The sequence below is a fragment of the Paenibacillus sp. D51F genome (assembly GCF_053345695.1).
In genome coordinates this window covers 64,976-89,608 of record NZ_JBKFAO010000008.1, presented here as the reverse complement: position 1 = coordinate 89,608, position 24,633 = coordinate 64,976, and the positions used below count along the sequence as shown (strand labels likewise).

24 protein-coding genes are annotated in these 24,633 nt (G+C 55.6%); 20 read left to right on the top strand and 4 right to left on the bottom strand.

The window, feature by feature from the left end; all coding sequences use genetic code 11:
* The first annotated feature begins 45 nt into the window (after nucleotides 1–45).
* Both ACLBWT_RS15755 and ACLBWT_RS15750 read left to right on the top strand, forming a co-directional pair.
* A complete protein-coding gene (locus ACLBWT_RS15755) occupies nucleotides 46–1,032 on the top strand; it encodes a cation diffusion facilitator family transporter (RefSeq protein ID WP_447664077.1) in 987 nt (328 codons plus the stop codon).
* A gap of 265 nt (nucleotides 1,033–1,297) precedes the next feature.
* On the top strand, nucleotides 1,298–1,855 hold the full coding sequence (locus ACLBWT_RS15750; protein ID WP_447664076.1) for an NUDIX domain-containing protein: 558 nt from the start codon (nucleotides 1,298–1,300) through the stop codon (nucleotides 1,853–1,855).
* 29 nt (nucleotides 1,856–1,884) lie between these two features.
* Here ACLBWT_RS15750 and thpR read toward each other — a convergent pair whose 3' ends face one another.
* A complete protein-coding gene (gene thpR / locus ACLBWT_RS15745) occupies nucleotides 1,885–2,535 on the bottom strand; it encodes an RNA 2',3'-cyclic phosphodiesterase (protein WP_447664075.1) in 651 nt (216 codons plus the stop codon).
* Nucleotides 2,536–2,621: 86 nt separating this feature from the next.
* Between thpR and ACLBWT_RS15740 the strand changes: the two genes are divergently transcribed.
* The 12 genes from ACLBWT_RS15740 (at nucleotide 2,622) to ACLBWT_RS15685 (ending at nucleotide 13,327) form a co-directional block, all read left to right on the top strand.
* Nucleotides 2,622–2,852, top strand: coding sequence for an SgrR family transcriptional regulator (locus tag ACLBWT_RS15740; protein WP_447664074.1), 231 nt, complete (start codon nucleotides 2,622–2,624; stop codon nucleotides 2,850–2,852).
* A complete protein-coding gene (locus tag ACLBWT_RS15735) occupies nucleotides 2,849–3,475 on the top strand; it encodes a hypothetical protein (RefSeq protein WP_447664073.1) in 627 nt (208 codons plus the stop codon). The genes ACLBWT_RS15740 and ACLBWT_RS15735 overlap by 4 nt, the downstream gene beginning before the upstream one ends.
* 116 nt (nucleotides 3,476–3,591) lie before the next feature.
* Nucleotides 3,592–3,933 (top strand): DUF5658 family protein, encoded by a 342-nt coding sequence (locus ACLBWT_RS15730; protein WP_447664072.1) that lies wholly within the window; start codon nucleotides 3,592–3,594, stop codon nucleotides 3,931–3,933.
* A gap of 145 nt (nucleotides 3,934–4,078) precedes the next feature.
* Nucleotides 4,079–4,786, top strand: a complete 708-nt coding sequence (locus ACLBWT_RS15725) for a GntR family transcriptional regulator (protein ID WP_447664071.1) — start codon at nucleotides 4,079–4,081, stop codon at nucleotides 4,784–4,786.
* Nucleotides 4,787–4,942: 156 nt separating this feature from the next.
* Complete coding sequence (locus ACLBWT_RS15720; RefSeq protein ID WP_447664070.1) at nucleotides 4,943–6,055, top strand: ABC transporter substrate-binding protein; 1,113 nt, start codon at nucleotides 4,943–4,945, stop codon at nucleotides 6,053–6,055.
* 102 nt (nucleotides 6,056–6,157) lie between these two features.
* Nucleotides 6,158–7,801: an ABC transporter permease gene (locus tag ACLBWT_RS15715; protein ID WP_447664069.1), complete on the top strand. Its 1,644-nt coding sequence runs from the start codon at nucleotides 6,158–6,160 to the stop codon at nucleotides 7,799–7,801.
* Nucleotides 7,798–8,880, top strand: a complete 1,083-nt coding sequence (locus ACLBWT_RS15710) for an ABC transporter ATP-binding protein (RefSeq protein WP_447664068.1) — start codon at nucleotides 7,798–7,800, stop codon at nucleotides 8,878–8,880. The genes ACLBWT_RS15715 and ACLBWT_RS15710 overlap by 4 nt, the downstream gene beginning before the upstream one ends.
* Before the next feature lie 33 nt (nucleotides 8,881–8,913).
* Entirely contained in the window at nucleotides 8,914–9,867 is a 954-nt protein-coding gene (locus ACLBWT_RS15705) for a ComEC/Rec2 family competence protein (RefSeq protein ID WP_447664067.1), read from the top strand.
* A 2-nt stretch (nucleotides 9,868–9,869) separates the two neighbouring features.
* Nucleotides 9,870–10,700: an inositol monophosphatase family protein gene (locus ACLBWT_RS15700; RefSeq protein ID WP_447664066.1), complete on the top strand. Its 831-nt coding sequence runs from the start codon at nucleotides 9,870–9,872 to the stop codon at nucleotides 10,698–10,700.
* 99 nt (nucleotides 10,701–10,799) lie between these two features.
* Nucleotides 10,800–11,006, top strand: coding sequence for a hypothetical protein (locus ACLBWT_RS15695; RefSeq protein WP_447664065.1), 207 nt, complete (start codon nucleotides 10,800–10,802; stop codon nucleotides 11,004–11,006).
* Nucleotides 11,007–11,045: 39 nt separating this feature from the next.
* The gene (locus tag ACLBWT_RS15690; RefSeq protein ID WP_447664064.1) at nucleotides 11,046–12,152 is read left to right on the top strand and encodes a hypothetical protein; all 1,107 of its coding nucleotides are present in this window, start codon (nucleotides 11,046–11,048) and stop codon (nucleotides 12,150–12,152) included.
* Between the two features lie 272 nt (nucleotides 12,153–12,424).
* Nucleotides 12,425–13,327, top strand: coding sequence for a cation diffusion facilitator family transporter (locus ACLBWT_RS15685; protein WP_447664063.1), 903 nt, complete (start codon nucleotides 12,425–12,427; stop codon nucleotides 13,325–13,327).
* 108 nt (nucleotides 13,328–13,435) lie between these two features.
* Here the strand turns inward: ACLBWT_RS15685 and ACLBWT_RS15680 are convergent, their stop codons facing one another.
* Nucleotides 13,436–14,314 (bottom strand): radical SAM/SPASM domain-containing protein, encoded by an 879-nt coding sequence (locus ACLBWT_RS15680; RefSeq protein WP_447664062.1) that lies wholly within the window; start codon nucleotides 14,312–14,314, stop codon nucleotides 13,436–13,438.
* Nucleotides 14,315–14,961: 647 nt separating this feature from the next.
* Between ACLBWT_RS15680 and ACLBWT_RS15675 the strand changes: the two genes are divergently transcribed.
* Nucleotides 14,962–15,318 carry a nucleotide excision repair endonuclease gene (locus tag ACLBWT_RS15675; protein WP_447664061.1) on the top strand — a complete coding sequence of 119 codons (357 nt, stop codon included), beginning with the start codon at nucleotides 14,962–14,964 and terminating at the stop codon, nucleotides 15,316–15,318.
* A 120-nt stretch (nucleotides 15,319–15,438) separates the two neighbouring features.
* On the opposite strand, the gene ACLBWT_RS15670 is transcribed toward ACLBWT_RS15675, so the two are convergent.
* On the bottom strand, nucleotides 15,439–16,203 hold the full coding sequence (locus ACLBWT_RS15670; RefSeq protein ID WP_447664060.1) for a YheC/YheD family protein: 765 nt from the start codon (nucleotides 16,201–16,203) through the stop codon (nucleotides 15,439–15,441).
* A 144-nt stretch (nucleotides 16,204–16,347) separates the two neighbouring features.
* The gene (locus ACLBWT_RS15665; RefSeq protein WP_447664059.1) at nucleotides 16,348–17,196 is read right to left on the bottom strand and encodes an AraC family transcriptional regulator; all 849 of its coding nucleotides are present in this window, start codon (nucleotides 17,194–17,196) and stop codon (nucleotides 16,348–16,350) included.
* A gap of 180 nt (nucleotides 17,197–17,376) precedes the next feature.
* Between ACLBWT_RS15665 and ACLBWT_RS15660 the strand changes: the two genes are divergently transcribed.
* The 5 genes from ACLBWT_RS15660 (at nucleotide 17,377) to ACLBWT_RS15640 (ending at nucleotide 24,626) form a co-directional block, all read left to right on the top strand.
* The gene (locus ACLBWT_RS15660; protein WP_447664058.1) at nucleotides 17,377–18,636 is read left to right on the top strand and encodes a glucuronate isomerase; all 1,260 of its coding nucleotides are present in this window, start codon (nucleotides 17,377–17,379) and stop codon (nucleotides 18,634–18,636) included.
* Between the two features lie 26 nt (nucleotides 18,637–18,662).
* Nucleotides 18,663–20,477, top strand: coding sequence for a cache domain-containing sensor histidine kinase (locus ACLBWT_RS15655; RefSeq protein WP_447664057.1), 1,815 nt, complete (start codon nucleotides 18,663–18,665; stop codon nucleotides 20,475–20,477).
* A 2-nt stretch (nucleotides 20,478–20,479) separates the two neighbouring features.
* Nucleotides 20,480–22,105, top strand: a complete 1,626-nt coding sequence (locus tag ACLBWT_RS15650; protein ID WP_447664244.1) for a response regulator — start codon at nucleotides 20,480–20,482, stop codon at nucleotides 22,103–22,105.
* Nucleotides 22,106–22,217: 112 nt separating this feature from the next.
* Complete coding sequence (locus tag ACLBWT_RS15645) at nucleotides 22,218–23,618, top strand: ABC transporter substrate-binding protein (RefSeq protein ID WP_447664056.1); 1,401 nt, start codon at nucleotides 22,218–22,220, stop codon at nucleotides 23,616–23,618.
* A 144-nt stretch (nucleotides 23,619–23,762) separates the two neighbouring features.
* Entirely contained in the window at nucleotides 23,763–24,626 is an 864-nt protein-coding gene (locus ACLBWT_RS15640; RefSeq protein WP_447664243.1) for a carbohydrate ABC transporter permease, read from the top strand.
* Nucleotides 24,627–24,633: the final 7 nt, after the last annotated feature.

Here is a 24,633-nt window from a genome sequence, read left to right as displayed (position 1 = left end):
CGTATAACCGCTTCAGTTTGGAATTTACAGGAGGAAACGCATACGATGAGCACAGATTCGACGAAAACCGGCTTCTGGCAATTAGTGAAGAAAGGAAATACTTCGTCAGCGACAGCGGCGATCGGCAATACAGGCCTTGCCATCGTCAAGGGCATCGCTGCAGCCACGACGGGAAGCGGCGCCATGTTCGCATCTACGATGCATTCCATCGCCGACGCAATCAATCAGGGGTTCGTGTTCGCAGGCAGCGTCCTGGCCGAGAAGAAACCGACCAAGCGGTTCCCGACCGGATTCGGACGTGTCATCAATCTGTTCTGCATGATCGCTGTTCTTGTCGTCACCGTCATGGCGTACGAAACGATCCGCGAAGGCTTTCATCTCCTTGCGCATCCGGTGCATTCGAGCGGCTTCTGGCTCAATCTGATCGTGCTGCTCCTGTCTCTGGCCGTAGACGGATTCGTACTCGTGAAGGCGATGAAGGAGATCGTGCACGAAGCCCGGGTAGAAGCCAATGGAACGGGAATCGTCGCCGCTGCCTTCCGCAACGTAGGCAGGGCCGCCCCTCCGACCCGGCTGGTCTTCTACGAGGATCTCGTCGCCACGACTGGCGCATTGCTCGCGCTGATCGCGGTCATCGTGACGTCGCTGACGAGCTTCGAGCTGCTGGACGGCATCTCGACCATCCTCATCGGCCTTCTCATGATCGGCGTCGCCTTCCGGGTCGGCTACGACAACATGGTCGGCTTGATCGGCGTAGCCGCGCCTCGGGATGTCGAGGACAAGGTCGCCCGCATCATCCTGGCGCATCCTCAAGTTCTGGACATCTTCCAGATGAGGATCCTTCAGGAAGGCCGTTATTATCATGTCGACGGCACGATCGAGCTGGAGCCGGGCCTTACGCTGGCGAATGCGGACGACATCATCTTCAAGGTCAGGGACAGCCTGCTCAGCGATCCCGATATCGCGGATGTCGCCATCGGCATCATCGAGGATCAAGGCGTTCCCAACTGGAAGTTCGAGACGCAGGAGTAAGCATCGGCAGGTTTGGCAGACATGCGGAATTCCTTTCCGCATGTCTTTTTATTTTGCCTGCATTTGCGGTTAAGAACTATTCCAGACTCTGCCGCCGAATTCGTTTCTCCGGCCGAAAATACCGATGGCGGATGAAGCGATAGTTCGATAGTATAAGGATTAAACGTCTTCGGCCCGTTATTTCAAGGATGGAAGGCTCGGTGTCAAACCATCAAAAGAGGCGACGGAAGAACAGCCGCGCGAATGATCTCAGGGGAGTGGACATATGGAAGTCAATTTTTGCTCCGCGTGCGGAGATGCCATGGAGACGAGGGATATCGACGGAACGCCGAGAAGGGCTTGCGTTTCGTGCAGCTTCGTTCATTGGGGCCATTACAGCATCGGAGTCGGCGCCTTGGTGGAGCGCGGCGGCAAGCTGCTGCTCGTGCGGCGTGCCCAGGAACCGGGAAGGGGATACTGGACCAATCCCGGCGGTTACGCCGAGCAGCTGGAGCAGCTGCATGAGACCGTGCAGCGGGAAGTGCTTGAAGAGACCGGCATTCAGGCCGTCGTCACCGCAGTAGCGGCCCTGCGCGATCAGCCGCGGCAGATTCATAATGTGTATGTAGCCTTTTCAATGGATTATATAGGCGGAGAGCCGGTTCCGGACGGTCTCGAGGTCGATGCGGCCGGCTTTTTCAGCCTGGAGGAAATGGAGTCCATGCATGTAGCCCCGTTCACGCGCTGGCTTGTCGACGTCGCCCTGAACGGCCGGTCCGACGGCTTGAAATCGGATCCCGATCCGATCGTGCCTCTGGCCGGCTACGGGCTGTTCCGCATCTGAACCCAAGCGAGAACCGCCGCACTCTCATTCTATCCAAATGGAAAGCGGGCCACGGTTTCGTACATGGGAAGCCGATGCATATGCGTCCGGTACAAGACGACTTCGTCGACGGTCCAGGACAGTTCGGCTTCGGAGTCGTCTCTTGTCCAGGCTTCCGTTTCCCTGGAGCTCCCGGCAACCGAAGCTCCCGGATGCAGATGCAGCTGCGGCATCCGAAACGGCTCCGTTCCCCGGTAGTTTCGGGCGATCGTAAGATGTGGGCTGTAAGCCCGCTCTTCGGTCTTGTATCCAAGAGCCGAAGTCGCTTCCGCGACGATGTTCCTTGCTTGATGCAAGCCTTCCTTGTCGCCGCCGATTCCTGCCCAGAACACTCTCGGCGACTCGGGAATGCCGAATGTGCCCATGCCGCCCAAAGTCAAGACGAACGGCCTGATCCGGCCGGACTGCATCGCCGCGGCCAGTGCGGAACGGAGCTCCGACACACGCTCCGGCGGCGTATCGCCGATGAATTGAAGCGTAATATGCAGATCCGCCGCATCCGTCCATTTTCGGAAGGGATAGAGAGTACGCAGCTCATCGGACCAAGCTCCGATCCGATCTTTCAGGGGACCCGGCAGAGGAACGGCGACAAAAACGCGCTGTCCGTCGCGGGCAGGTATCGTTGGATCTGTCTGATTCAAGGATGCAAACCTCCTCATGAATTCTTTACCCTATTGTAACCCAAACCCGAATTCGGCACGCGAAGCGGGGAAAGAAGCGGTAAACGATGATTGAAACCGAGCGCTACCTCATTCTCTACGATAGGTTTTCAACAGGAAGCGCGCTTGGTACCCCGGTCGAGGTTGCCCTTGAAGAGCTGGCCGAAGCGCTGCGCTGCACGACGAGAAACGTGAAGCTTATCCTGAAAAAGCTTGAGGAGGACCATTGCTTACGTCCATTCGAGAACAATCCTTTCAGCTTATCGAGCAGGAGTGTCGCGATTATGCGGCTCGAGTGAAGCCTGCCTATATCCTGTATCATTATCCCAAGCCGGTCATCTTGGCTGCAGGGGTGGACTGGACCAAGTGGAAATTTTCTGACTCCAGTGAATATATTCACGAGGACGATTTTTCGGCTGACGAGCTGCGACGGCATAGCGAGATTTTCTTTCAGCGGATCTCCGGCATGGGGGAGCGGCACGGCTTCATGCCGATTCTCGAATTGGACGCACTGAATCGGTACTTGGTCGAAGGCGGCCTGCTGGAAGAGCTCCTTCAGCGTTATCCATCTATCCGTCTCTGCCTCGATACCGGGCGTCTTTATCGGCAAGATCGGATCGATCCCCGGTTCAATTCGCTTAAGGTTGTAAAAAAATACGCGAAGTATGCGGCGCTGATCCATCTATGGACATTCAGATTCACGGACAAAATCGAATGCTACCGGATGCCCGTGCTGCCGGAGCAGGATGCTGCGGAAGGATGGGCTCCGATCCTCGATTACTTGAACATCATCCGGGAACAGAATCCGGATGCAGCGATCATGTTCGAGCATCGCTCCGACCTGGTCAGCGACAGCGATCTGCTCCGGTGCTACGAATGGGTACGGCAAGTAATGGCCGGAGAGGTCGAGATGCCAGCCTAGAAATAACCCGAAATTCATACGATGCTTCGCGCTTTCAATCCTTGAAGCAAGAGGACGCAGCTGGAAGAGAAACCCCCAATCATGATACAATATGTATCATGATTGGGGGTTTCTCTATGCAGGCAAGAACATCGATGTCCGTAACGGGCTTCAAATCACGGAACGCCATTGCGAAGTGGCTTCTTCTCGTTCTATCCGTCTTCGACGCCATCGCGACCGATGCAGGCATCCGGCTGCATGCCATACAGGAAGCCAATCCGTTCGCGGCTTTATTGTACGAGACGCATCCTGCGCTGTTCTATGGGTACAAGATTGTTCTGCCCTCGCTCCTTCTGCTCATGGGAGGAAGGACGAGCTCTATCCTGCTGTCCCGATTGATTCTTTTCGCTGCGGTCGTATACGCCTTGCTTGCCGCTTATCATCTGGCGTGGATCGTCCTGGCCGCCGGCGCTGGCTGAAATGAGCTCCTGCTGTCCGCCTTTTGGCGAACGGCGTCCAGGAGGACAGCAGGAGAAAATCGCCATACTGGCAGTTTCCGCTGAATTTTGATAACCTAATTCAAAATAGCCCGGTATTTCCTTATGGCGAGAGGATCGACTCTTCATGGAGAAAAAGCTTCTATATATTCGTGTCAAAGAAGAAATTGAACGGAGAATCAAGAGCGGAGAACTGATGCCTGGAGACAAGCTTCCTTCCGAACCCGCCTTGGCCAAGGAATTCGAAGTAAGCCGCCCGACACTCAGGGAGTCGCTGAAGATGCTCCAGAGAGAAGGCGTGCTTCTAAGCAAAAATGGCGTGGGCACCTATGTGAACGAGCAGAGCTCCCTCATCATGAACCCGCTCAACAAGCTGAGCAGCCTCGGAGAGATGATCAAGCGGGTCGGCTACAAGGACAGCGAAGCCTATGTGAAAATCTATTCGCAGCAGCCGGAGCCGGACTGGTCCGAAAAGCTGCAAAGCGAGGAGCCGGTCGTCGTGCTGGAGCGGCTGAGAACGGCGGACAATCAGAAGGTGGCTTTCTATTACAACATTTTCCCGAAGGCTATCGCTGCCCGTCATTTCGAGGATGGCTTCTCCGGCGCGATTTTCGACTTCCTGCAGGAAAGGCTTGGAATCCGGATCTCCTACGCCTTGACCGAGATCTGTCCTGTCGGTACCATCGAGGAAAGGGACCTTAAGGCTGCCGAAATGCTCGGAGGGGACCTCATTCTGCTGAAGCAGCTTCATTTTGGAGAGGATGACCGTCCCGTCTTCTACTCGCTCGATTATTTGAAGAGCAGTGCGTTCAAGCTGTATGTCAAACGGGATTGAACGGATAGTTTTGAGACCGCATCGCCTGCCATCGGGCGCTGCGGTTTTTTTGTTTTCATTCATAAAATCTTAACGGCTTGATTATGTTCCGCAAACATTTGTTTTTTAAAGTTATAGATGTCAGACAGCTTGTCAGATGAATGAGGAGGATGGATCATGCTAAACAGTTGGGGGAAAAGAAAGAGGCATTCTTTGGGGCTGGTCGTGCTTGCCGCGGCAACCGTTCTGAGCGCCTGCGGCCAGAACAACGCGGGAGGCGCGGAGCCGAGTCCTCTGAAAGGCGCTGCGGCGGCGAACCAGGCCGGGGCGGAGTCAGGCACGCCGAAGTCGGACAAACTCGTCGTTTATTCCGCTTTGAACGAAGACGACATGATCCAGCTGAAGCAGAAGTTCAAGGATGATACGGGCATCGAGATGGAGTATTTGAACCTGGGCAGCGCGGGCGAAGCGAGCACGCGGGTGCAGGCCGAGAAAAGCTCGCCGAAGGCGGATGTGCTCGTAGGCGGTTCCGTGGAATTTTACCAGCCGCTGGCCGAGCAGGGCATTCTGGAGAAATACACGTCTCCGAATGCGGCCGATATCGATGCCAAGTTCAACGATCCGAACGGATATTGGCAGGGTTGGTACATGGGCGTTCTCGGCATCGTGCTGAACACCGAGAGATACAAGAAGGAACTGGAGCCAAAGGGCGTTCAAGAGCCCAAAACCTGGGATGACCTGCTCGACCCGGCCTACAAGGGCCAATTCATCACATCCAACCCGGCCACGGCGGGCGGCGGCTATATCTTTGTAGCGGACCAGCTGTTCCGTCTTGGCGAGCAGCAAGGCTGGGACTACCTGAAGAAACTGAACGCCAACGTCCACCATTATACTCCCAAAGCAGGCGACGGCATCCAGCTGACCGCTACGGGCGAGTTCATCGCCGGAATGTCCTGGGCCCATGATATCGTGAAGTCGGCCAAGCAGGGCTATCCGATCAAGGTCATCGTGCCGGAGCAGACCGCCTATGAGATCGGCGGAGCCGGCATTATCCATGGCGGAGCCAATACGGACAACGCCCGGAAATTCATGGATTGGCTGCTGACGAAGGAAACAGGAGAGCTGAACACCAAGATGTCGAACCGCTACTCCGTGCGCAGCGACGTAGCGCCTCCGGAAGGAATGATTCCGGTATCGGAAGTGGATCTCGTCGATTACGATCGGGCCCAAGCGGCCGCCATGAAGGCCGATGTCGTGAAGCAGTTCACCGATATGGCCGGAACGAAGTAAGGACTGCGCATCGGCAAGGCTAGCGGGAACCCTTCCTGCCTTATGGCGAGCGGAGCGTTCCCGTCTCTTTTTCCGCCATGTTCTGGAACGGAGTGAATCTTAATGGCTGCAACAGCGTTGACAGACGCATGGAAACAAATGAAAAAAGTGAAGCAAGAGCCCGTTCTGGCGACGGTGATCACCGCTGTCTTGCTGATCACCGCCTTTTTTGTCCTTTGGCCGATCGCCAAGGTGGTCAGTTACCCGCATCCAGCGGACTATATGCAGCTGTTCACGAACTCCAGATGGCTGCAGGCGGCCCGCAACAGTCTGATGATGACCGTGCTGTCCACGTTCTCCTGCACGGCGATCGCCTTTCTGTTCGCTTTTACGGTTGCCAGGCTGGATGTGCCGCTCAAGGGACTATTTCGATTCGTGACGCTGCTTCCGATCGTTTCTCCGCCGTTTATCGTGGCTTTGTCCTATATTCTGCTTTTCGGCAGGCAAGGATTGGTCACCAAGCAGCTGCTTCACTTCAATGTGGATATTTACGGGTGGCATGGGCTTTGGCTCGTCCAGACGATTACTTTTTTTCCCTACGCCTATGCCGTCATCTATGGCGTGCTGCAATCGTCCGCCGTCCATCTGGAGTATGCCGCGCATAATCTTGGCGCGACGAGATGGCAGGCGTTCAGGCATGTCTTTCTGCCGCTGTGCAGGCCCGGAATCGCCGGAGGGGCTTTGATCACGGCTATGAACGTTTTGGCGGACTTCGGAAACCCGATGATCATCGGGGGCAACTTCACGCTGCTTCCTACCGAGGCTTACATGCAGATGTCCGGCTGGTTCGATCTATCCTCGGCTGCCGTGCTGTCGACGGCTTTGCTGCTGCCCGCTCTCGGCCTGTTCCTCGCCAACCGTCTATGGGTCGGAAGGAGCTCCTATATCACCGTCACCGGAAGAGAATCCAGCCTCAAGGCTTATCCGGCCTCTCCGCTGGTCAAGTGGATTCTATTTGCGTGCTGCCTGTTGATCGCCTTGTTCATCCTTGCGGTCTACGGGGTTCTGGTTTATGGCGCCTTCACGAAAACCTGGGGTTACGACTGGAGCTTTACGTTGGACAATCTGAAATACGTCACGGCGAAACAGCAGGAGCTGTACAACAGCATCTCTTATGCGCTGCTGTCTTCGATAGGAGCTGCCGTGCTGGGCATCATTCTCGCCTATATCGTCCATCGCAAGCGAATGGGCATCAACCGGCTTCTCGATTTCCTGGCCATCCTGCCGGGAGCCGTACCCGGCGTGTTCCTCGGCTTGGGCTTCGCCTTGACCTTCAATCAGCCGCCGCTCCAGCTCAGCGGCACATCCTCGATCATGATTCTGGCCTTGATGTTCTGGAACTTGCCGACATGCTACAGCGCCTGCTCGGCCGGGTTCCAGCAGATCGGCCGTTCGCTGGAGGACGCTTCGCATAACCTCGGAGCGGGCAGCTTCCGCACGCTGCTCGGCGTTCTGCTTCCGCTGCTGAAGGGGCCGTTTCTCTCCGGAATGTCCGTTTCGTTTCTCCGGTCCGTCACCTGCCTGAGCGTGATCATCTTCCTTTACTCCGCCCATACTTCCGTCGGCACGGTATCCATTCTCGGTCTCGTCCAGAGCGGGGCGTGGGGAGGAGCCTCGGCCTTCACTGTCGTCCTCATTTCGATTGCCTTCGCCGTGCTGGCCTTGTCGCGGCTTATCCCGTTCACCCAGGATCGGAGGAAACGATGAATTCATCTCAAGTCCATATTCAGATCGACAACATATCCAAGTCGTTCGGCTCCTTCGCCGCCATCCGCAACGTGAGCCTCGATATTCCGGCCGGCAGCTTCACGACGCTGCTCGGACCGAGCGGCTGCGGCAAAACGACTCTGATGAGGCTGATCGCCGGCTTCGATGAGCCGGACAGCGGAAGCATCCGGATCGATGGCCGCCAGGTCAACGGAATTCCGGCGTTCAAACGCCAAACCCCGCTCGTCTTTCAGGATTACGCTCTCTTTCCCCATATGACGGTCGAAGAGAATATCGGCTACGGCCTGAAGCTCCAAAAAATATCCCGGAGCGAAAGCAGGAAAAGAGTGGACGAAATGCTCGGCATGTTCGGGCTGGATGGACTCGGGAGCCGCTTGCCCAAAGAGCTGAGCGGCGGACAGCAGCAGCGTGTCGCCTTCGCGCGCGCGCTCGTAACCGGACAGAAGATTCTGATGATGGACGAGCCTCTCAGCAATCTCGACGCCAAGATGCGGGTCGAGGTCAGGCAAGAGCTGCGGGAGCTTCAGCGCCGAACCGGCATCACCGCTGTGTTCGTCACCCATGACCAGGATGAAGCTCTGTCGATGTCGGACCGGATCGCCGTGTTCGAGCAAGGAAGCATTCGCCAAGCCGGCACTCCATGGGAAATCTATTTCAAGCCTAATGATGCCTTCGTCGCTTCGTTTGTAGGAACCGCCAATTTCATCCGAGGGCAGGTAGCAGAGTTGAAAGGGGATGAGCTGATCGTCCGCTGCGAGCTCTTCGTTATCCGAATTCATGCCCTTGGCCGGCACTATGCGGTTGGCGAAGAGATTGTGATGGTGGTGCGTCCGGAATGCATCTCGATCGACGTCCAAGGAGAAGAAGGGGCCGAACCCGATCCTTGCTGGAGCGGCGAAATCCAGAGCAGCAGCTTTCTCGGCCGGATGATCCGGTATGAGGTCCGCTGCGGTTCGACGGCCTTTATTGTGGATGATGCCAACCCGAGTCTGCACGGCTTTCTGCAGGGCAGTGTCCGATTGCGTCTGAATCCGGATCGCATTCATATTCTTCCTTGAAGCGGAACGAATAATTAAAGAGGAGGAATTACGTTGCCATTGCCTACTGCCGTTCACTTCCTCAACGTCGGATGGGGAGATGCCCACTTGATCCGAACGTCTTCAGGAAGCGTCACGCTGATTGACGGCGGAGACAGCCTCCAAGCTCCCCGCAGGGATCACCCGCTGTCCTGGATGAAGAGACAGCGCATCGGGCGCCTGGATTGGATGATCCTGACGCATCTTCATGAAGACCATTTGAACGGGCTGCTGGATGTTGCCCGCAGCCTTCCGGTCGTCCATGCCGTGCTGCCTTATGAAATCCCCGAATTTTACTCCGAGGCGGCCGAAAGCGGCCGCATCGCGGAGAGGCCGCAAGCGTTGAGGGTCATCGGAATACTGGCCGGCTACCGGGAGCTGGTCAGGCTGCTCCGGGAGCAGGGAACCAGAATCCGGTGGAGATCCGATTACAGTTCCGCCGGCAGCTCGACCGTATGGGAGGAAGGCCCTTGCCGGCTGGTCCACTTGTATCCGTGGATGGGAGACCCGCTTCCGGGCTTGGAAGTTCTGACAGAAGCCTCAAGGGAAGGATATCTTTCTGCGGAAGATACACTGGCGAAGCTGGAGCTGTTTTTTGACCGCTCCAACGACGACAGCTCCGTCTATCGCCTGGAGGAAGCCGGGACCGAGGGGCAAGGCATCCTGTTCGGAGGAGACTTGCTGGCAGCCGGATGGGAGCGCCTCTCCGAACGGATGGAGCTGAAATGCAGCGTGCTGAAAGTCCCTCATCATGGCTTGGAGGATGCCTTTGACGAGCTGCTGCTGTCGGCTGCGCTTCCGGCGCATGCCGTCATCCCTATCTCGACCGACCGCTCGAAACCTCTGGAGGAGCGCTGGAGCCGGCTATGCTCCCAGCGCGGGGTCGCCGTTCACCTTACAGGCGCAGCGGCGCCTATGGAGAAGAAGAGGCTGACCTCCGGATCCATTGAAGCGTGGATTGGAGGATGAGAATGAGCGGGGTATACGAGCTTGATATCGAGGAGCAGCTGCTGACAGCCGCGATTGCTTATGCGAGAGAAGCCGGAGAGCAGATCCTGCGCCGCATGAAAGAACCCTATACGCTCGGAGACAAGGTCAACCGGAGCGATCTGGTGACGGAAGTCGATCTGCTGAGCGAGAATCTGATCAGGAGAAGGATCGGCTGCCGCTATCCGGACCATTGGATCCTCTCGGAGGAGCTGGATGGATCCCGGGATTGCTTCCGCTTCATGGCCGATCCGCCGCCGGGGTACGGATGGATCGTCGATCCGATCGACGGAACCGTCAATTTCGTCCACGGAATTCCGCATTTCGCCGTATCCATCGGCATCGTCAAGGACGGAAGCCCTCTTCACGGAGTTGTGTACAATCCGGCGACGGACGAGCTGTACCAAGCTTCTAGGGGCGGAGGGGCTTATCTCAACGGAAATCAGCTTCAAGCCGACCCTGAAGGGGACATGGCCTGCTCGCTGCTTGCTACCGGATTCCAAGCCTCGGATTGGAGGAAGGATTCCGTAGCCGCTTCCCAGGTCGCTCGGGTAGCGGGCGTTTCTCGCAGCGTGAGGGTATTGGGCGCTGCCAGCCTGGAATTATGCCTCGTTGCGAGCGGCCGCCTGACAGGATTTTGGCATGACGGACTGTACCCTTGGGACGTGGCTGCGGGATTGCTGATCGTACAGGAGTCAGGGGGAGTCGTGACGAATGCGAGCGGCGAGCCCTTTGCCTTGCATGACAAGACGCTGATCGCTTCCAACCCGAGCCTGCAGCCCAGCCTGCTCTCGCTTCTGTTTACACAAGCTTGAGAAGCCGATAACGCGAACCTTACAAAAGCCCTTTATGATGAGTAAGCTGTCTGACACCAAGATGTCAGACAGCAATAGAATATTTGGGAGGTAGTAGGGATGAAGCAGCTTCGCAAATGGCTAGGACTGGTATTGGCTGGCATCATTTGCTTGACGGCGGCGGGATTGGGAAATCCGGGCAAGGCTCATGCGGCCTCGGAGCGGGAGCTTGCCGCTTATTGGGCGCCGGAGTTCTACCAGGACGTCAATGACACGTATGGGTACCGGGCCGATTATGTGACCAATTTCAATTATGACGGAGATTGAGTAGGGAACAACAATTGGGAGAACATCGACCGTTTTCCTTTGAAATCGTACATCTATTATTCACTTGTGGAGACGGAGACCCATTACTTCATCGGGTATTACGACTACCATGCCCGCGATGACGGCCCCTTGAGCCTGGACAAGCACGAAAACGACCTTGAGGGCTTGATGGTTGTCGTGCGCAAGGATGGAAGCGCGTATGGTACCTTCCAGCTCATGGAGACGGTGGCGCACAACCAAATGTATCAGTACAGCAATCTTCCTTTGACGAACGGATCCGACAACCTGGACGGAGGCGTCCTGTTCAACGGCTCCCATCCCAAAGTGTTCATTCAATCCAACGGCCAAAGTCCGGTCGGGGGACACGGCAACCACGCTTACGACGGCACAGGCGCTCCTGGCGGAGACGGCATCGTCTATTATTACGGAGCCCGAGCCGATGTCGTCACGGACGCTTCGGGAAGCTATGCCAAACGCTACAGCTATGACTTGCTTTCCTTCGACGACTTCTGGAACCGCCGTTATGACATCGGAGACGGCCGCACCTTCGGCAACTGGGGCAAGCTCGACGGCGACAATTATCAGGCGGACTCGGCCGCGATGCCTTGGGTTTGGGACGATCTGGATGACGGCCCGACGTTCGCAGGCGATTTTCTCAGCGACCCGGCCCATATGGTGGACACGCATTTGAACGGGCTCGGCACCTTCTCGCATGTATATGTGCGCCATCCGTATTATTCCCATCGAATTCAAGTCCAAAAAATGACCAGCTTGGCGAATCGCGATCCATTCGGAGGAAGCAGCGACATCTATGTCAAAATCCGCGCCAACGGAAGCGGGGTTTCCGACGACCGGTTATGGAAGAAGAACGATGCGCCGATAGGCCAATCCTTCTCCGTGGCATGGGGAACGCTGGACGCTGCCTTCCCGAACCAATACAGCTCGGCCTATAACGACCGCTACGTCAATGTTCCTGCCGGCAGCGCCATTTCCATCGAGATCAACGATTCCGACGGAACGAGCGGCGACGATGCGATGGGCTCGCTGACGGCTTCGCCTCAGCCAGGCCAAGTCGTCACCTGGTCGGATGCGCTTACCAGCACCGGCGAAGCCAGAGTGACCGCGACGATCTGGGCTGTCAATTAAGCGGAGACGAGAGAGATCGGCCGATTGCTGATCCAGGTGGCCGCCCATTACGGGTACCATTATTTTGCCGCTTGCGAAGCGGCTCTTTTTATTTCCATGCTTTTCAGAGGCATATTTGAACCTGTCCTAAAGAGTGGCGTGGAAGAAACATTATTTACATTCCTAAATTAATTGAGCGCTAAGAAAAAACGTTTCTCTAGACCCACTTGCTCTTTTCTTGTTACCATAACCAGATTGGTTGGAAGAGGAGTCGAGGGGAGTCATAAATACGGATGGAAGAGCTGCATAAGAGATACGATAATCTAAAATTGGGCGAACGCGGGGCCATCGTCAGCATCCTCGCCTATATGTGCCTTTCGGCGCTCAAGCTGATCATAGGGTATGCATCGAATTCGGATGCGCTGCGCGCGGACGGATTGAACAATGCGACAGACATCGTCGCCTCGATCGCGGTTCTGATCGGACTGAGGCTCGCTCAAAGGCCGGCCGACGAGGATCATCCGTACGGCCACTGGAAATCGGAGACGATCGCTTCCTTGGTCGCATCGTTCATCATGATGGCCGTAGGCTTGCAGGTGCTCTACGAAGCGGTCATGTCGATCTTCCAAGGCAAGGAGCAATCTCCGGATCTGGCTGCTGCATGGGCAGGTCTTGCCAGCGCCGCCGTCATGTACTTCGTGTACCGGTACAACAAGAAATTGGCGACGAAGATCAACAGCCAAGCCGTCATGGCGGCAGCGAAGGACAATATGTCCGATGCTTTCGTCAGCATCGGCGCAGTCATCGGCATTATCGGCTCCCAGTTCCATCTTCCATGGCTCGACCCGGTGACAGCCGTTCTGGTCGGATTCATCATCTGCAAGACGGCCTGGGATATATTCCGCGAAGCTTCGCATCATCTATCCGACGGCTTCGACGAAACCCGGATCCAATCGTTCAAGGCCATCGTGATTGACGTCGCAGGCGTTCGCGGAGTCAAGAGCATCCGGGCCAGAAACTACGGAAGCAACGCGGTCGTCGACATCGTCATTCTCGTAGCTGCGGATTCGGATTTCCAGGCGGCGCACGATATCGCGACGAAAGTGGAAGAGGAATTGATCCGCACCGAGGATGTGTTCGAGGTTCATGTCCATTACGAACCGACCCGCTCCTCCAAGGCGAAACAAATCACATGAACATCAAAAGCTCATCCCCATGTGCCCGCTTGAGGCGGCTGCATGGGGATGAGCTTTTTTGGCTGCCGTTTGAACGTATTGGAGCTGGACGTAACGTTATTAGTATCCCTACGTTCCGAACCGCTTGCGGTAGCCGCATTTGCGGCATAATTCCTCGACGGCTTCCCGGCGGGAAAACCCGTCGTACAGCCTGTTCGCGCGGTCGCCCTCGATAATCTCGGCGAACGGCTTCTGGTTGATGTTGCCGAGGTTGATGACTCCTTCGCCATCCAGGCAGCATGGAACGACCGTTCCATTGGCAAGAATCGCGGCTTGGTTGCGGAGGCCATGGCAAAATCCTTTGCCGTCGTCTTCTTCGGCGTCCAGATCCGGCCATTCGAATTCGTGATCCTGGTTCAGATAGAGCCGATCGGCGATTTTGAGTCCCGACCCGCGCTTGAACTGCTCTTCGATCTGATAGTCCAGACCGAACTCCCGCTCGATGATCTCAAGCACCTGGCGGTTGCGCTTGATCTCTTGGTTGGTCGCGTTGTCCGTACGCAGATTCCAGAGCCGGAGCGAGAACAGAATGTCCGTCGACTCCAGAGCCTCCTTGATGAACGACAGGATCGTCGTTACATACGCTTCTTTGTTCGTGGAGCCGATATGGCCATCGAAGCTGTGCAGGGAAAAGTTCATCTGGCGAAGCGCCGGCTTGTTCAGCAGCTTGGCTTTATTTTTCATGATCAACGTTCCGTTGGTCGTAATATTCACCTTGAAGCCGCGCTCATGGCTGAGATCAAGCAGCTGATCGATTTTGGGATGAAGCAGCGGCTCGCCCTTCACATGAAGATAGATGTAGTCGGTATGGGGCTTGATTTCATCCAGTCTCTTGACGAAGTCGTCGACCTTGATGAAGCTGGCCTCCCTCTTGGTCGGAGGGCAGAACGTGCATGCGAGGTTGCATACGCTCGTAATTTCAATATAGAACTTTTTGAATTTCTTCAAGACGGATCCTCAATTCTCTCTATGCGGATGCAAGTTAATGATCTTAGGACAGATATGGATCTATCATAGCATCTTCATTGTCTATAATCATCTTAATCTATGAACCAAGGTGTTCAAGAGCCCCTGGCCGGAGAAAGATAGGCCAGGCAGGAAGGGAGAATGGCGGCCGAAGGAGAAAATATTGCTTTTGGACGAGCCCAATAGAACAGAGTTCACGCCTAGCCTTGAAAAGGGGAAACAGACCTATGATAGTCTGACTATACGGTTGTACGAGCCTTCCGACGCCGATGCCATTGCAGTTATCATCAATCGAGATCGTTTCAATCTGCAATGAGAACAGCACGGCATGATTCCTGAACATGCATATTTGATTCTGCGGAAGCCATGCATCAAGCCGCTCCCAGTGCATCCATCTACAGTCTGCACGTTGCAATCACCGCTGCTGACCGATGCCGGGGCTTGGGCGGATATCTATAATGACGCATTCAGAGAGTGGATTCCTCTTTAAACGGAGGAGACGACTCCCCGCAGAACCGTTTACGTCTCAGAGATCGAAGCCATTGCCGTCGGCAGCTGACCGATAAGGAATTCCTTCATGATCCATGGTATAATCCTTCTGATAGATAGGAAAAAGGACGTGAACAGCCTTGATAAGCATCACCATTCCGACACCGGAAGTGACCATTACCAAACAGAGTAATCCCGATCAAAGCCATATTTTCGGGTTTACGGATTTCCACCTGATCACGAGAGAAAAAGGCGGCATCTTCATGTTCTACAATGCCCAGGACGAGCTGCTGTTCGTCGGCAAGGCGCGGAAGCTGCGGCCTAGAATCAAGAAGCATTTCGAGGATTCCGTCTCGCCCATGAAGAAGCATCGCGAAGAAGTGGCCAAAATCTCGGTCTGCGTCGTGGAAGACGCGGTCGACCGGGACATCTACGAAACCTACATCGTCAATAAGTTCAAGTCGAAATACAATGTGGACAAGCAGTTCTACAATTGATCCGCTCAACACGAAGCCCCTGTGCAAGGTACAACCGTACTTTGCACAGGGGCTTTGTGTTGGGACCATGTCCGGAGACGTCAGCAGAAATGGAAACGGAAACACCATCAATCTGTTTCGTTATTTTTTCACTGTGAACCGTTGTTTTCGGGACGTTCCTGCGAGGCGGCCGTACCGCAGTATTTTGCGGTACATCCGTTTGTCCGACAGCGCATTGAAGATGGATTTGTCCGGCTTGGAGTTTACTTCTATGATCCAAGGCCGCAGCTCCTTGTCGATGCCGACATCGACCCCATAGGCACGGAAGCGCGGAAAGTATGTCCCAATATGGCTGCTTGCTTTCAGAGCGAGCTGCTTCAGCCGCTTCTCATATGCGGGGCGGTCCGCCTTTGGCACCTGGGTACCGAGCAGATTCCACAGCGGCATCGGCTTGCCTCCGCTATGATAATTGGTCACGATTTTGCGGGGAAGGGCAAGCCGTGCGACCGTTCCCGTTACTTCCCATTCATGCCGGGGATTGCGCTGCACCATGATTCGAAGATCGAAAGGCCTTCCTTCAACGCGCAGAAGCGGAATGCTTTTCTGGGCCAGATACCGTTTTTTTTGCGACGCGGAAGCGAATGCGGCATAAGCTTTTTCGTACTGTCCGAATAGGCGGCTTCGCGTGCCGTTTTGAAGCCGGAACTTGCCGTTTTCCGTGGACAGCTTGAAGATGCCGAAGCCTCCTGTACCGAGGATGGGCTTCAAATAAACCGAACCATGCCGTTTTGCCATTCGCCGGACGGATTCTTTCGTGGCAATTGCCGTAGGCGGCAAATGCTTGGCAAGCTCTTCCTTCTTCATCATAATCCGATGTTTGCCATACTTGTTGTTCCAATAAGGCACAGGATCCCTCCGTTGCAGATTGTCTTCAACTCAACTATATTCGCGATAGAAAAGGTTGACCTGGACCATATAACTAGATGGAACGAAGAAATATAGAATCAGTCCATAGAGACGCGGCTCTCTTCCCTATGAAGTAGATTGCCATCAATAATCGGGGCGGATCCCCTTCCGGTACAGATCGGGAGACATGCCCGTGTATTTCTTGAACGTCTTGCTGAAGTGGGATCCATGCTTGAAGCCGACCCGGTAGGCGATATCGGTGACCGGCCGCTCCCCGTTCAAGGCGAACAGCACCTTGGCTTCATTTACACGTCGTTGGTACAAATAGTGGAACGGGGTGATGCCCGTCACTTCCTTGAACAGCTTCGCCAAATAGTGCTTGTTCACATGCAGCTCCGCGGCCATGCCGTCCAGCGTGATGTCTTCCGCGAAGTTCGCCTCGATATACGAGATGACCCGCTGCGCATTGGCTTGCTTGGCCGAGGAAGAAAAGGAGCCTTCTGCTTGCGGCTTCAAGGAAATTTCATGGATGAGCAGCAGCAGCTCGGTGAAGGAAACGAGAAACCGGTCATGCGAGAGCGTATCGCTGGCGGCATAGAGCAGGCAGAGCCGCTGCAGCAGCGGCTCCAGCCTTTCCTGATCGGATCGCTCCAGCGAGAGACGGATGTTGTCGCTCTCTTCGAACGGCTTCAGAATGTCGCTCTGGATGAATGGAGGCCGCAGCAGCTGGCCGGCAAACGAAGGATTGAAGTGGATGATCGTCCGGACGTAGTCGACCTGCGGATCCACTTTCGGATAATGCAGCGTCGTGCCGTTGAGAAGAATCAGATCCCCGGGCTCCAGATCAATGATTTTGTCTCCGATCAGATAGGTGCATTTGCCGCTGTGGAAATAATAGATTTCGTAATCCAGATGGGAATGGAAGGTGGCAGGTATTCTCGAAGTATTATGAAGCGCTTCAATAGGAAGCTGGAATTGCTCGCTCAGCGTCATTTTTGGACGGCTCCTTATGTGGAGAGTTTCCTATTAACGTAGCATAGTTTCCGTCTCATGACACCAATCAGGTATAAATGATGAGCCGAGCAAGCCAATGAAGAACATGCCTGGCAAGCGCTTGCAATGATACACTGGCCATAATGCGAGAGATTTCTAATTTAAAGGAGAGCGACCACGATGACGACTGCATCTCAGCAGCAAGCTTCCTCCGTGCGCGCCACCGTCATGCGGCTGGCCCGAACGATGCCGGTAACGGACATGCACACGCATCTATACGCACCTCAATTCGGGGAACTGCTGTTATGGGGTATCGACGAGCTGTTGATCTATCATTACCTGATCTCGGAATCGTTCCGCTGGTCGGATGAAGACTACGACGCATTCTGGTCCAAGTCCAAGAAAGAGCAGGCCGACTTTATCTGGCAGCATCTGTTCGTCGATCATTCGCCCGTAAGCGAAGCCGCCAGCGGAGTCGTTTCTGTCCTGCATGAGCTTGGCCTCCCGGTCGCTTCCCGCAATCTGGACGAGTATAGGCAAGCCTTCGCGGACCGGACGGCGAGTGAGCAGACGGACATCGTCATGCGGATTGCCGGCATCAGCAAGATCGTCATGACCAACGATCCGTTCGACCCGGTCGAACGGGAGGTGTGGCTTGCCGGAAAGGGCGCCGAGGATGACCGCTTCCTGGCCGCCCTTCGGGTAGACACTCTGCTCAATGATTGGCCGAATGCGGTGATCCAGCTGCGCAGTCTCGATTATGACGTGCAGGAGGAATGGACGGAGCGGACCAAAGAGGAGACCAGACGTTTCCTGTCGGAATGGGTGGACCGGATGAGCGCGCTGTATCTGGCTGTATCCATGCCGGGCGATTTCGCTTATCCTGCCGAGGATCATCGCAGCCGGATGATCGATGAAGCGATGATTCCGGTCTGCACGGACAAGGGCATTCCGTTCGCGCTCATGATCGGTGTCCGCAGACGGGTGAATCCGCAGCTGCAGTCGGCCGGCGACATGAGCATGCGTTCCGACAGCGGAGCTGTGGAGGCGTTATGCCGGAAATATCCCCGCCAGAAGTTTCTCGTCACGATGCTCGCAAGGGAAAATCAGCATGAGCTTGCCGTGCTGGCCCGCAAATTCAGAAACCTGATGATATTCGGATGCTGGTGGTTCCTCCATATCGACTCCATGGTGGAGGAGATGACCCGGATGCGGATCGAGCTGCTGGGCACTTCCGTCATCCCCCAGCATTCGGATTGCCGGGTGCTTGAGCAGCTGATCTACAAGTGGGGATATTCCCGAACGATCATCGGGAACGTTATGGCCGATAAATACGAACGGCTGCAAGACAGCGGCTGGACTCTCAGCGAGCAGGAGATCGAAAGGGATCTGAACGACCTGTTCCATCAGAATTTCTGGCGCTTTCTCGGCAAAGCCTGACCTGTGGCGTACGGAAGAATACCCGGATGAACGGATTTTTCGGGCTGCCCGCCGGATTTCGCCCTTTTACGCTCGAGCGCAAGCTCTATCTCTTGACTTCGATCGTCATCTTCCTGGCCGTGCCGATTACGGGCACGTTCTCCTATTACCAGGCTTCAAGAATATTGGAGGATTATGCGTACAACGCGGCGGATCAGACCGTCACGCAATTGAGCGGGTATATGAACAACGAACTGAAGAACGTAAGCGACAAGCTGTACGTCATGAATGCGAGCGAGTCGATGAAAAGGGTGATGGACTGGAGCCAGAACAAGTCCGATGTCTCGTATGCGGTCCTGTTCAACGAGATGTTCTCTCTGTTCTCCCGCATGCGCGTCAATTCCAGCAGCATTCGGACGATCTATATGTATACGCCCAAGGGAGAGTTCTACGAAGGCATCCCCTACGAGAAGAAGAACGTCTCCTTCCTCGAGACCCCCTATTACGAGGCGATCCGGAGCTCTCCTACGAACAAATGGGTGTATAGCCGCGAAGATCCGATGTTCGAGGGCACAGGCGACGTCATCACGCTGGTGACGCGCCCTGTCGGCGATTTCAGCGGACAGGACGAGAACGCCTACTTAGCCATTACGCTTACCGCCGAGAAATATGTGAAGAACCTCCAGAGCATCAAGCTCGTTCCGAGCGGCTTCTCCATGATCGTCGACCGTTCCGGACAGCCTGTCCTGGCTTCGTCGTCGACGCCGGTCATGCAGTCGTTCCTGAACGCCGTTCCTCTGGATCGGATAAGAGAGCAGCCATCCCGCTTCGACGCGAAGGTCGACAACGCCTCGCTGCTGGTCAACCACCGCAGCATTCCGTTCACAGGCTGGGAAGCCGTGGTGGTGCAGCCGAAGGACCGCTTGTTCGAGAAGATCAGTTATATCAAATACTTCACCGTCATTTTGACCGCCATCCTGCTCGTCACGTCGTTTCTCCTCAACCGATGGTTCGTGCGTCTGATCACCAGGCCGCTGCGCAAGCTCATGAAGCTGATGAACCGCGTCAAGCAAGGGGACCTGAACGTCCGCTTTTCATCCAGCAGCCAGGATGAGATCGGGGTTCTCGGCAGCAGGTTCGACGACATGCTCCACCAGATCCAGCAGCTGCTGCATCAGGTCGTGGAGGAGACGGAGGCGAAGCAGAGAGCGGAGATGCGCGCCTTGCAGGCGCAGATCAACCCCCATTTTCTCTACAACACCCTTGATGAGCTGTACTGGAAGCTGCTCGAGGTCGAGGACAAGTCCGCCAGCGAAATGATTTTGTCCTTGTCGCGATTTTTCCGGCTGAGTCTCAACAAAGGGGAAGAGATGACGACGCTGGCGAAGGAATTCGAGCATGCCGAGCAGTACCTGAAGCTTGTCCACTACCAATATCAAAAGCAGTTCTCCTACGAAGTGGCGCTGGATCCCAGGCTGACGGAATGCACGGTCCCGAAGATCATTATTCAGCCCCTAGTGGAGAACAGCATCCTGCATGCCTTCCAACGAAATGAATACAAGGACAGCTTCATCAAGGTCGCGGGCGAATGGCGGCATCCCGATACGGCTGTTTTGCGCGTAGAAGATAATGGGAGTGGGATGAGCGCAGACCTTCTGGAGCGGATCAACAGGCTAGACGATTCCGGGTCGGGCGAGCCGGTCTCCGACGGAGGATACGCGATCCGGAATATCAAGGAGCGCTTGAAGACCTGCTACGGCGACCGGGCAGAATTCAGGATGAAGAGCGCGAATTCTGCAGGAACCGTCATTGAAATCATCATCCCGATCAACCCCATCGATGGGAAGGAGGAGTGGACTTGAGAGTGCTGCTCGTGGATGACAAGGAGAGCGTCGTGCAAGGCATGCGCAGGCATATCGCATGGGCGCAGCTTGGCGTCCAGAACGTGGATACGGCGCTGGACGGCAAGGAAGCGATCGGGAAGCATGCGGCCGCTCCTGCCGATCTGGTCATCACCGATATCAGAATGCCGAATATGAGCGGAATCGAACTGATGGAGCGTCTTCGGGGAGAGGAGCGTCCGATCCGCTTCATCGTCCTGAGCGGATACGAGGAGTTCGAGTACGCTCGGAAAGCGGTCGCGCTTGGAGCATCGAGCTACGTGCTGAAGCCCGTAGATATCCGGCAATTGTCCGAGCTCATCGCGGACGTCCTTGAGGATCTGCGCCAAGAGCAGCGGGAAGAGGAGCAGAAGCTGAAGTTTCAGCAGACGGTCAAGCGGAGTCTTCCTGCTCTAAGACAGCAATATTTGACCGAGATGATGCTGTTCGGCAGCCATGACGAGCATCGGCTGAAGGAGAAATGGCAGTTTGCGGAGCTTCCCCTGCGCGCATCCGGATTCGGCCTGCTTGTCTTGACCATCGACCGGTTCTCCGATATTTCCAAGCTGCCTGTTGCGGAAATCGAATTGGCACGGTTCATCGTCGAAAATATCATCGGAGATTGCCTTTCCGAGGGCATCGACGGACTTCCTTTTTATACGGAGTGGGGCAAGCTGGCGGTGTTGGTGAACTGCGATCCAGCCAAGCCGGAAAAGGAAATCAAGAACGAGCTGTTAGTGCTGGCCGAACGCTGCCGGGAGGCTGTCCATCTCCACTCGAAGCTGACCGTGTCGATCGGAGTAAGCTCGGCATGCCCGGAGCTTGGCAATCTGCCGGAAGCTTACCGGCAAGCAAGCGAAGCGATCGAGCATACCTCCTTTTTCGGTCCCAACCGGATCGTGCATTGCGAGGATGTGTTTCCCGCCAGCAAAACTTGGATCTCCTATCCCGCGGAAGCCGCCGGCCGCCTGCTTTCTCTCGTGAAAAAGGGACAGCCGGAAGCCGTCGGCGAAGCGGCGGACGTATTTTTCGCCTCCTTCCGGCAAGAAGGGTGGACGCCCCAGGCGATCCGGATCTCCTGCATCCAGCTGCTCGTCGACCTACAAAGCAGCCTGACCGCCATCGATTGGGCCGAGCAAGGAATGGAGCGGATCGCGTCCAGCTGGTTCGATGCCTGCCAGAACATGGTTCTGGATGACCTGCAGCTCCATATTCAAAAATGGATCCAGCAGCTGACGGAACAGAATGGAGCTTCCATGCGGGCAGGATCCCGATCCATCGCCGATCTGGCGAAGGCGATCATCGAAGAACGGCTGCTGATGCCTCTTTCTCTGCGGGAAGTCGCGGAGGAGGCGGATGTCAGTCCGAACTACTTGAGCAGCGTATTCAAGAAGGACACAGGCGTCTCCTTCGTGGAGTATGTGACGGATCGCAAAATATCGAAGGCCAAGGAGTGGCTCGACAACCCCAATCAGCCGGTCAGTGAAATCGCCGAGCGGCTCGGGTACTTCGACAAAAAGTATTTCCGCGAAATGTTCAAACGAAAGACAGGCATGACGCCCTCCGAATACCGCGACCGGCTAGCAGCGCCGAATGGGGGCCAAGTGTAGAATTTTCCCTCCTCTTTAAGAGATTTGCCACCCTTAATCCTTCCATCGGAGCTTGATACACTTTTCTTGTATCAACATCGCCACTCACTTCTACCCTGGAGGGATCATTCCATTGACCAAACGAAAGGGCTACATGTCGCTGCTTCTGTTCGGAGCCTTATCGTCCGCCGTCATGGCCGGATGCAGCAGCAACAACGGAGAGGAGCCGGCTCCGTCTTCCTCGGCTTCAAATGGAAGCGCTGCCAGCACGCCGAAGGAGAAGGTGAAAGTCACCTTCTGGACCAATGCCCGGCATGATGCGGATCTGATGCAGGAAAAGATCAAGCAGTTCAACGAGAGCAACAAAAGCAATATCGAAGTGGAATACCAGATCATGACGGACAATTATGAACAAGCGGTGCAGACGGCCATTCAGGCCGAAGAAGCGCCGGACATCATGAATGCCAAGATGAAGCTTAAATTCGAGGATCTGATCAAGATGAAAGCGATCGAACCGCTGGACAGCTACATCGGCGACGACGAGAAAGCGCGCTTCGGCGATCTGTTGAAGATGGATCGGCAAAACTTCCTCGACGGCAAGACGTACAGCTTGCCGAACTACGGGACGACATGGCGCCTCATCTACAACAAGGACTTGTTCGACAAAGCGGGAATCAAGGAAGCTCCCCGATCGCTCGACGAGCTGGTCGATGACGCCCGCAAAATAACGGAGGCTGGAAAAGCGGACGGAGCTTATGGATTCGCGATCAATATGAAAACGCCGTCGTCCGCCTTCGAGCGCGGCTTGCTGCCTATGGTTCGTCTCGACGGCAAGGATATTTACGATTGGCGCACGGGAAAGTATACGTTCGAATCGTTGAAGCCCTATGTGGAAGCTCTCAAAAAGATCGTCGACAGCAAGAGCATGATGCCCGGCTTCGAATCCCTCGATATCGATCCTCTCCGCAACCAGTTCGCGGCGGGCAAAATCGGCATGTATTTCTCCCTGTCGGCCGAGCCTGGCGTCTATAAGTCGCAGTTCCCGACCCAGATCAATTGGGGAGTGGCCCAGGTGCCGACCATGGACGGCGGAGCGCCGAAGGGAGCCAACTATATCAACGGCGGCGCATCCTGGCTCTATATGTCTTCCCAAAGCAAGCACAAGAAAGAAACCTGGGAAGTGATGAAATTCCTGTACAGCGACGAGGTTCTCGTTCCTTATTACGAGCAGGGCAAAGGGGTAAGCGTCGTGCCGAGCGTCATCAGCAAGGCCAAAGCTCCGGAGCTGAAAAACTTCCAGGAGTTCGCGCCTAAAGAGGATGTCATGTGGCCGCCGTATCTCGCCCTGAATGTGGAAGGAAAAGCCTGGCAGAACGTGATCGCGGAATCGATCCTCGGATTCCAGCCCATCGACAAGGCCATCGCGGACTTGAACAAGCGCTACAATGACAGCCTCGACAAGGAAGACCAGGCAGGAGGAACGAAACGAATCGTCATTCCGGATTGGGATCCAGCCAGCCAGCTGAAGAAGTAACGATCTGGAGGAATAGGCGGCCGAAGACGGCAGGCGGCATCCGTCAATCCGGGAGCAGCCTGTCCTCTCGTTCGTCCGCCGGGAAAGGAGTTGGGCTGCGTGCCTGGTAAAAAGAAATGGAGCTATTATGCCGGCCCTTATCTGATGGTCTTCCCATGCGTCGCGATGCTGGCTGTCTTCGCCATCTATCCGCTTGGCTGGGCGTTCAAGTATATGTTCTACGATTACGACGGATTTACGCCTGCGCGATATATCGGGCTGGAGAACTTCGTCCGTTTGTTTACCCGGGATACCCAGTACTGGGATTCCGTCGTCAACACCTTGATCTTCACCGTGGGCAAGCTCGTCGTTACCCTCCCGCTCGCGCTGCTGCTCGCATTCATCTTGAATCATCGCATCATCGGCCGCAATATGTTCCGGGCGGTCATCTTCATGCCGACGATCATCAGCACCGCGGTCATCTCCCTCGTCTTCTACTTGATGTTCAACTCCTATAACGGAATCGTGAACAACATGCTGCTGCAGCTCGGCATCATCCAGTCGCCGATCGAGTGGCTGGGCGTCAAATACTCGATGGTAACCGTCATCATGGTCGCGATATGGGGAGCCGTCGGCAATTATATGGTGTTGTTCCTGGCCGGACTGCAAGGCATACCGAACGACCTGTACGAGAGCGCGTCCATCGACGGCGCGAACAAAAGGCAGCAATTCGTCCACATCACGATCCCGCTGCTAGGGCCGGTCATGCAAATCATCGTCATGCTGGCGATTGTGAACACGCTCAAAAGCTACGAAAGCATCATGGTGCTGACAGCCGGCGGGCCTGCAGGCAAGACCGAGGTCATGTATCTGTATTTGTTCCGGCTGTTCTTCCCGGTATCGGAGGGGGAGGCGGTCGTCCAGCAGTATGGCTATGGCGCAGCGGCGGGATTCGTATCCGCAGTCATTGTAGGAATCATTACGGGACTCTATCTGTACGGGTCCCGCCAATCAAGCAAGGTCCATTGAGGAGGCT

Bases quoted from the DNA above. Each gene is read 5' to 3' on its own strand.
- ACLBWT_RS15660 (WP_447664058.1), top strand. From the start codon at position 17,377: ATGACGACTGCATCTCAGCAGCAAGCTTCCTCCGTGCGCGCCACCGTC.
- ACLBWT_RS15710 (WP_447664068.1), top strand. From the start codon at position 7,798: ATGAATTCATCTCAAGTCCATATTCAGATCGACAACATATCCAAGTCG.
- ACLBWT_RS15730 (WP_447664072.1), top strand. From the start codon at position 3,592: ATGCAGGCAAGAACATCGATGTCCGTAACGGGCTTCAAATCACGGAAC.
- ACLBWT_RS15720 (WP_447664070.1), top strand. From the start codon at position 4,943: ATGCTAAACAGTTGGGGGAAAAGAAAGAGGCATTCTTTGGGGCTGGTC.
- ACLBWT_RS15655 (WP_447664057.1), top strand. From the start codon at position 18,663: ATGAACGGATTTTTCGGGCTGCCCGCCGGATTTCGCCCTTTTACGCTC.
- ACLBWT_RS15685 (WP_447664063.1), top strand. From the start codon at position 12,425: ATGGAAGAGCTGCATAAGAGATACGATAATCTAAAATTGGGCGAACGC.
- ACLBWT_RS15755 (WP_447664077.1), top strand. From the start codon at position 46: ATGAGCACAGATTCGACGAAAACCGGCTTCTGGCAATTAGTGAAGAAA.
- ACLBWT_RS15725 (WP_447664071.1), top strand. From the start codon at position 4,079: ATGGAGAAAAAGCTTCTATATATTCGTGTCAAAGAAGAAATTGAACGG.
- ACLBWT_RS15715 (WP_447664069.1), top strand. From the start codon at position 6,158: ATGGCTGCAACAGCGTTGACAGACGCATGGAAACAAATGAAAAAAGTG.
- ACLBWT_RS15700 (WP_447664066.1), top strand. From the start codon at position 9,870: ATGAGCGGGGTATACGAGCTTGATATCGAGGAGCAGCTGCTGACAGCC.
- ACLBWT_RS15695 (WP_447664065.1), top strand. From the start codon at position 10,800: ATGAAGCAGCTTCGCAAATGGCTAGGACTGGTATTGGCTGGCATCATT.
- ACLBWT_RS15640 (WP_447664243.1), top strand. From the start codon at position 23,763: ATGGTCTTCCCATGCGTCGCGATGCTGGCTGTCTTCGCCATCTATCCG.
- ACLBWT_RS15750 (WP_447664076.1), top strand. From the start codon at position 1,298: ATGGAAGTCAATTTTTGCTCCGCGTGCGGAGATGCCATGGAGACGAGG.
- ACLBWT_RS15665 (WP_447664059.1), bottom strand. From the start codon at position 17,196: ATGACGCTGAGCGAGCAATTCCAGCTTCCTATTGAAGCGCTTCATAAT.
- ACLBWT_RS15740 (WP_447664074.1), top strand. From the start codon at position 2,622: ATGATTGAAACCGAGCGCTACCTCATTCTCTACGATAGGTTTTCAACA.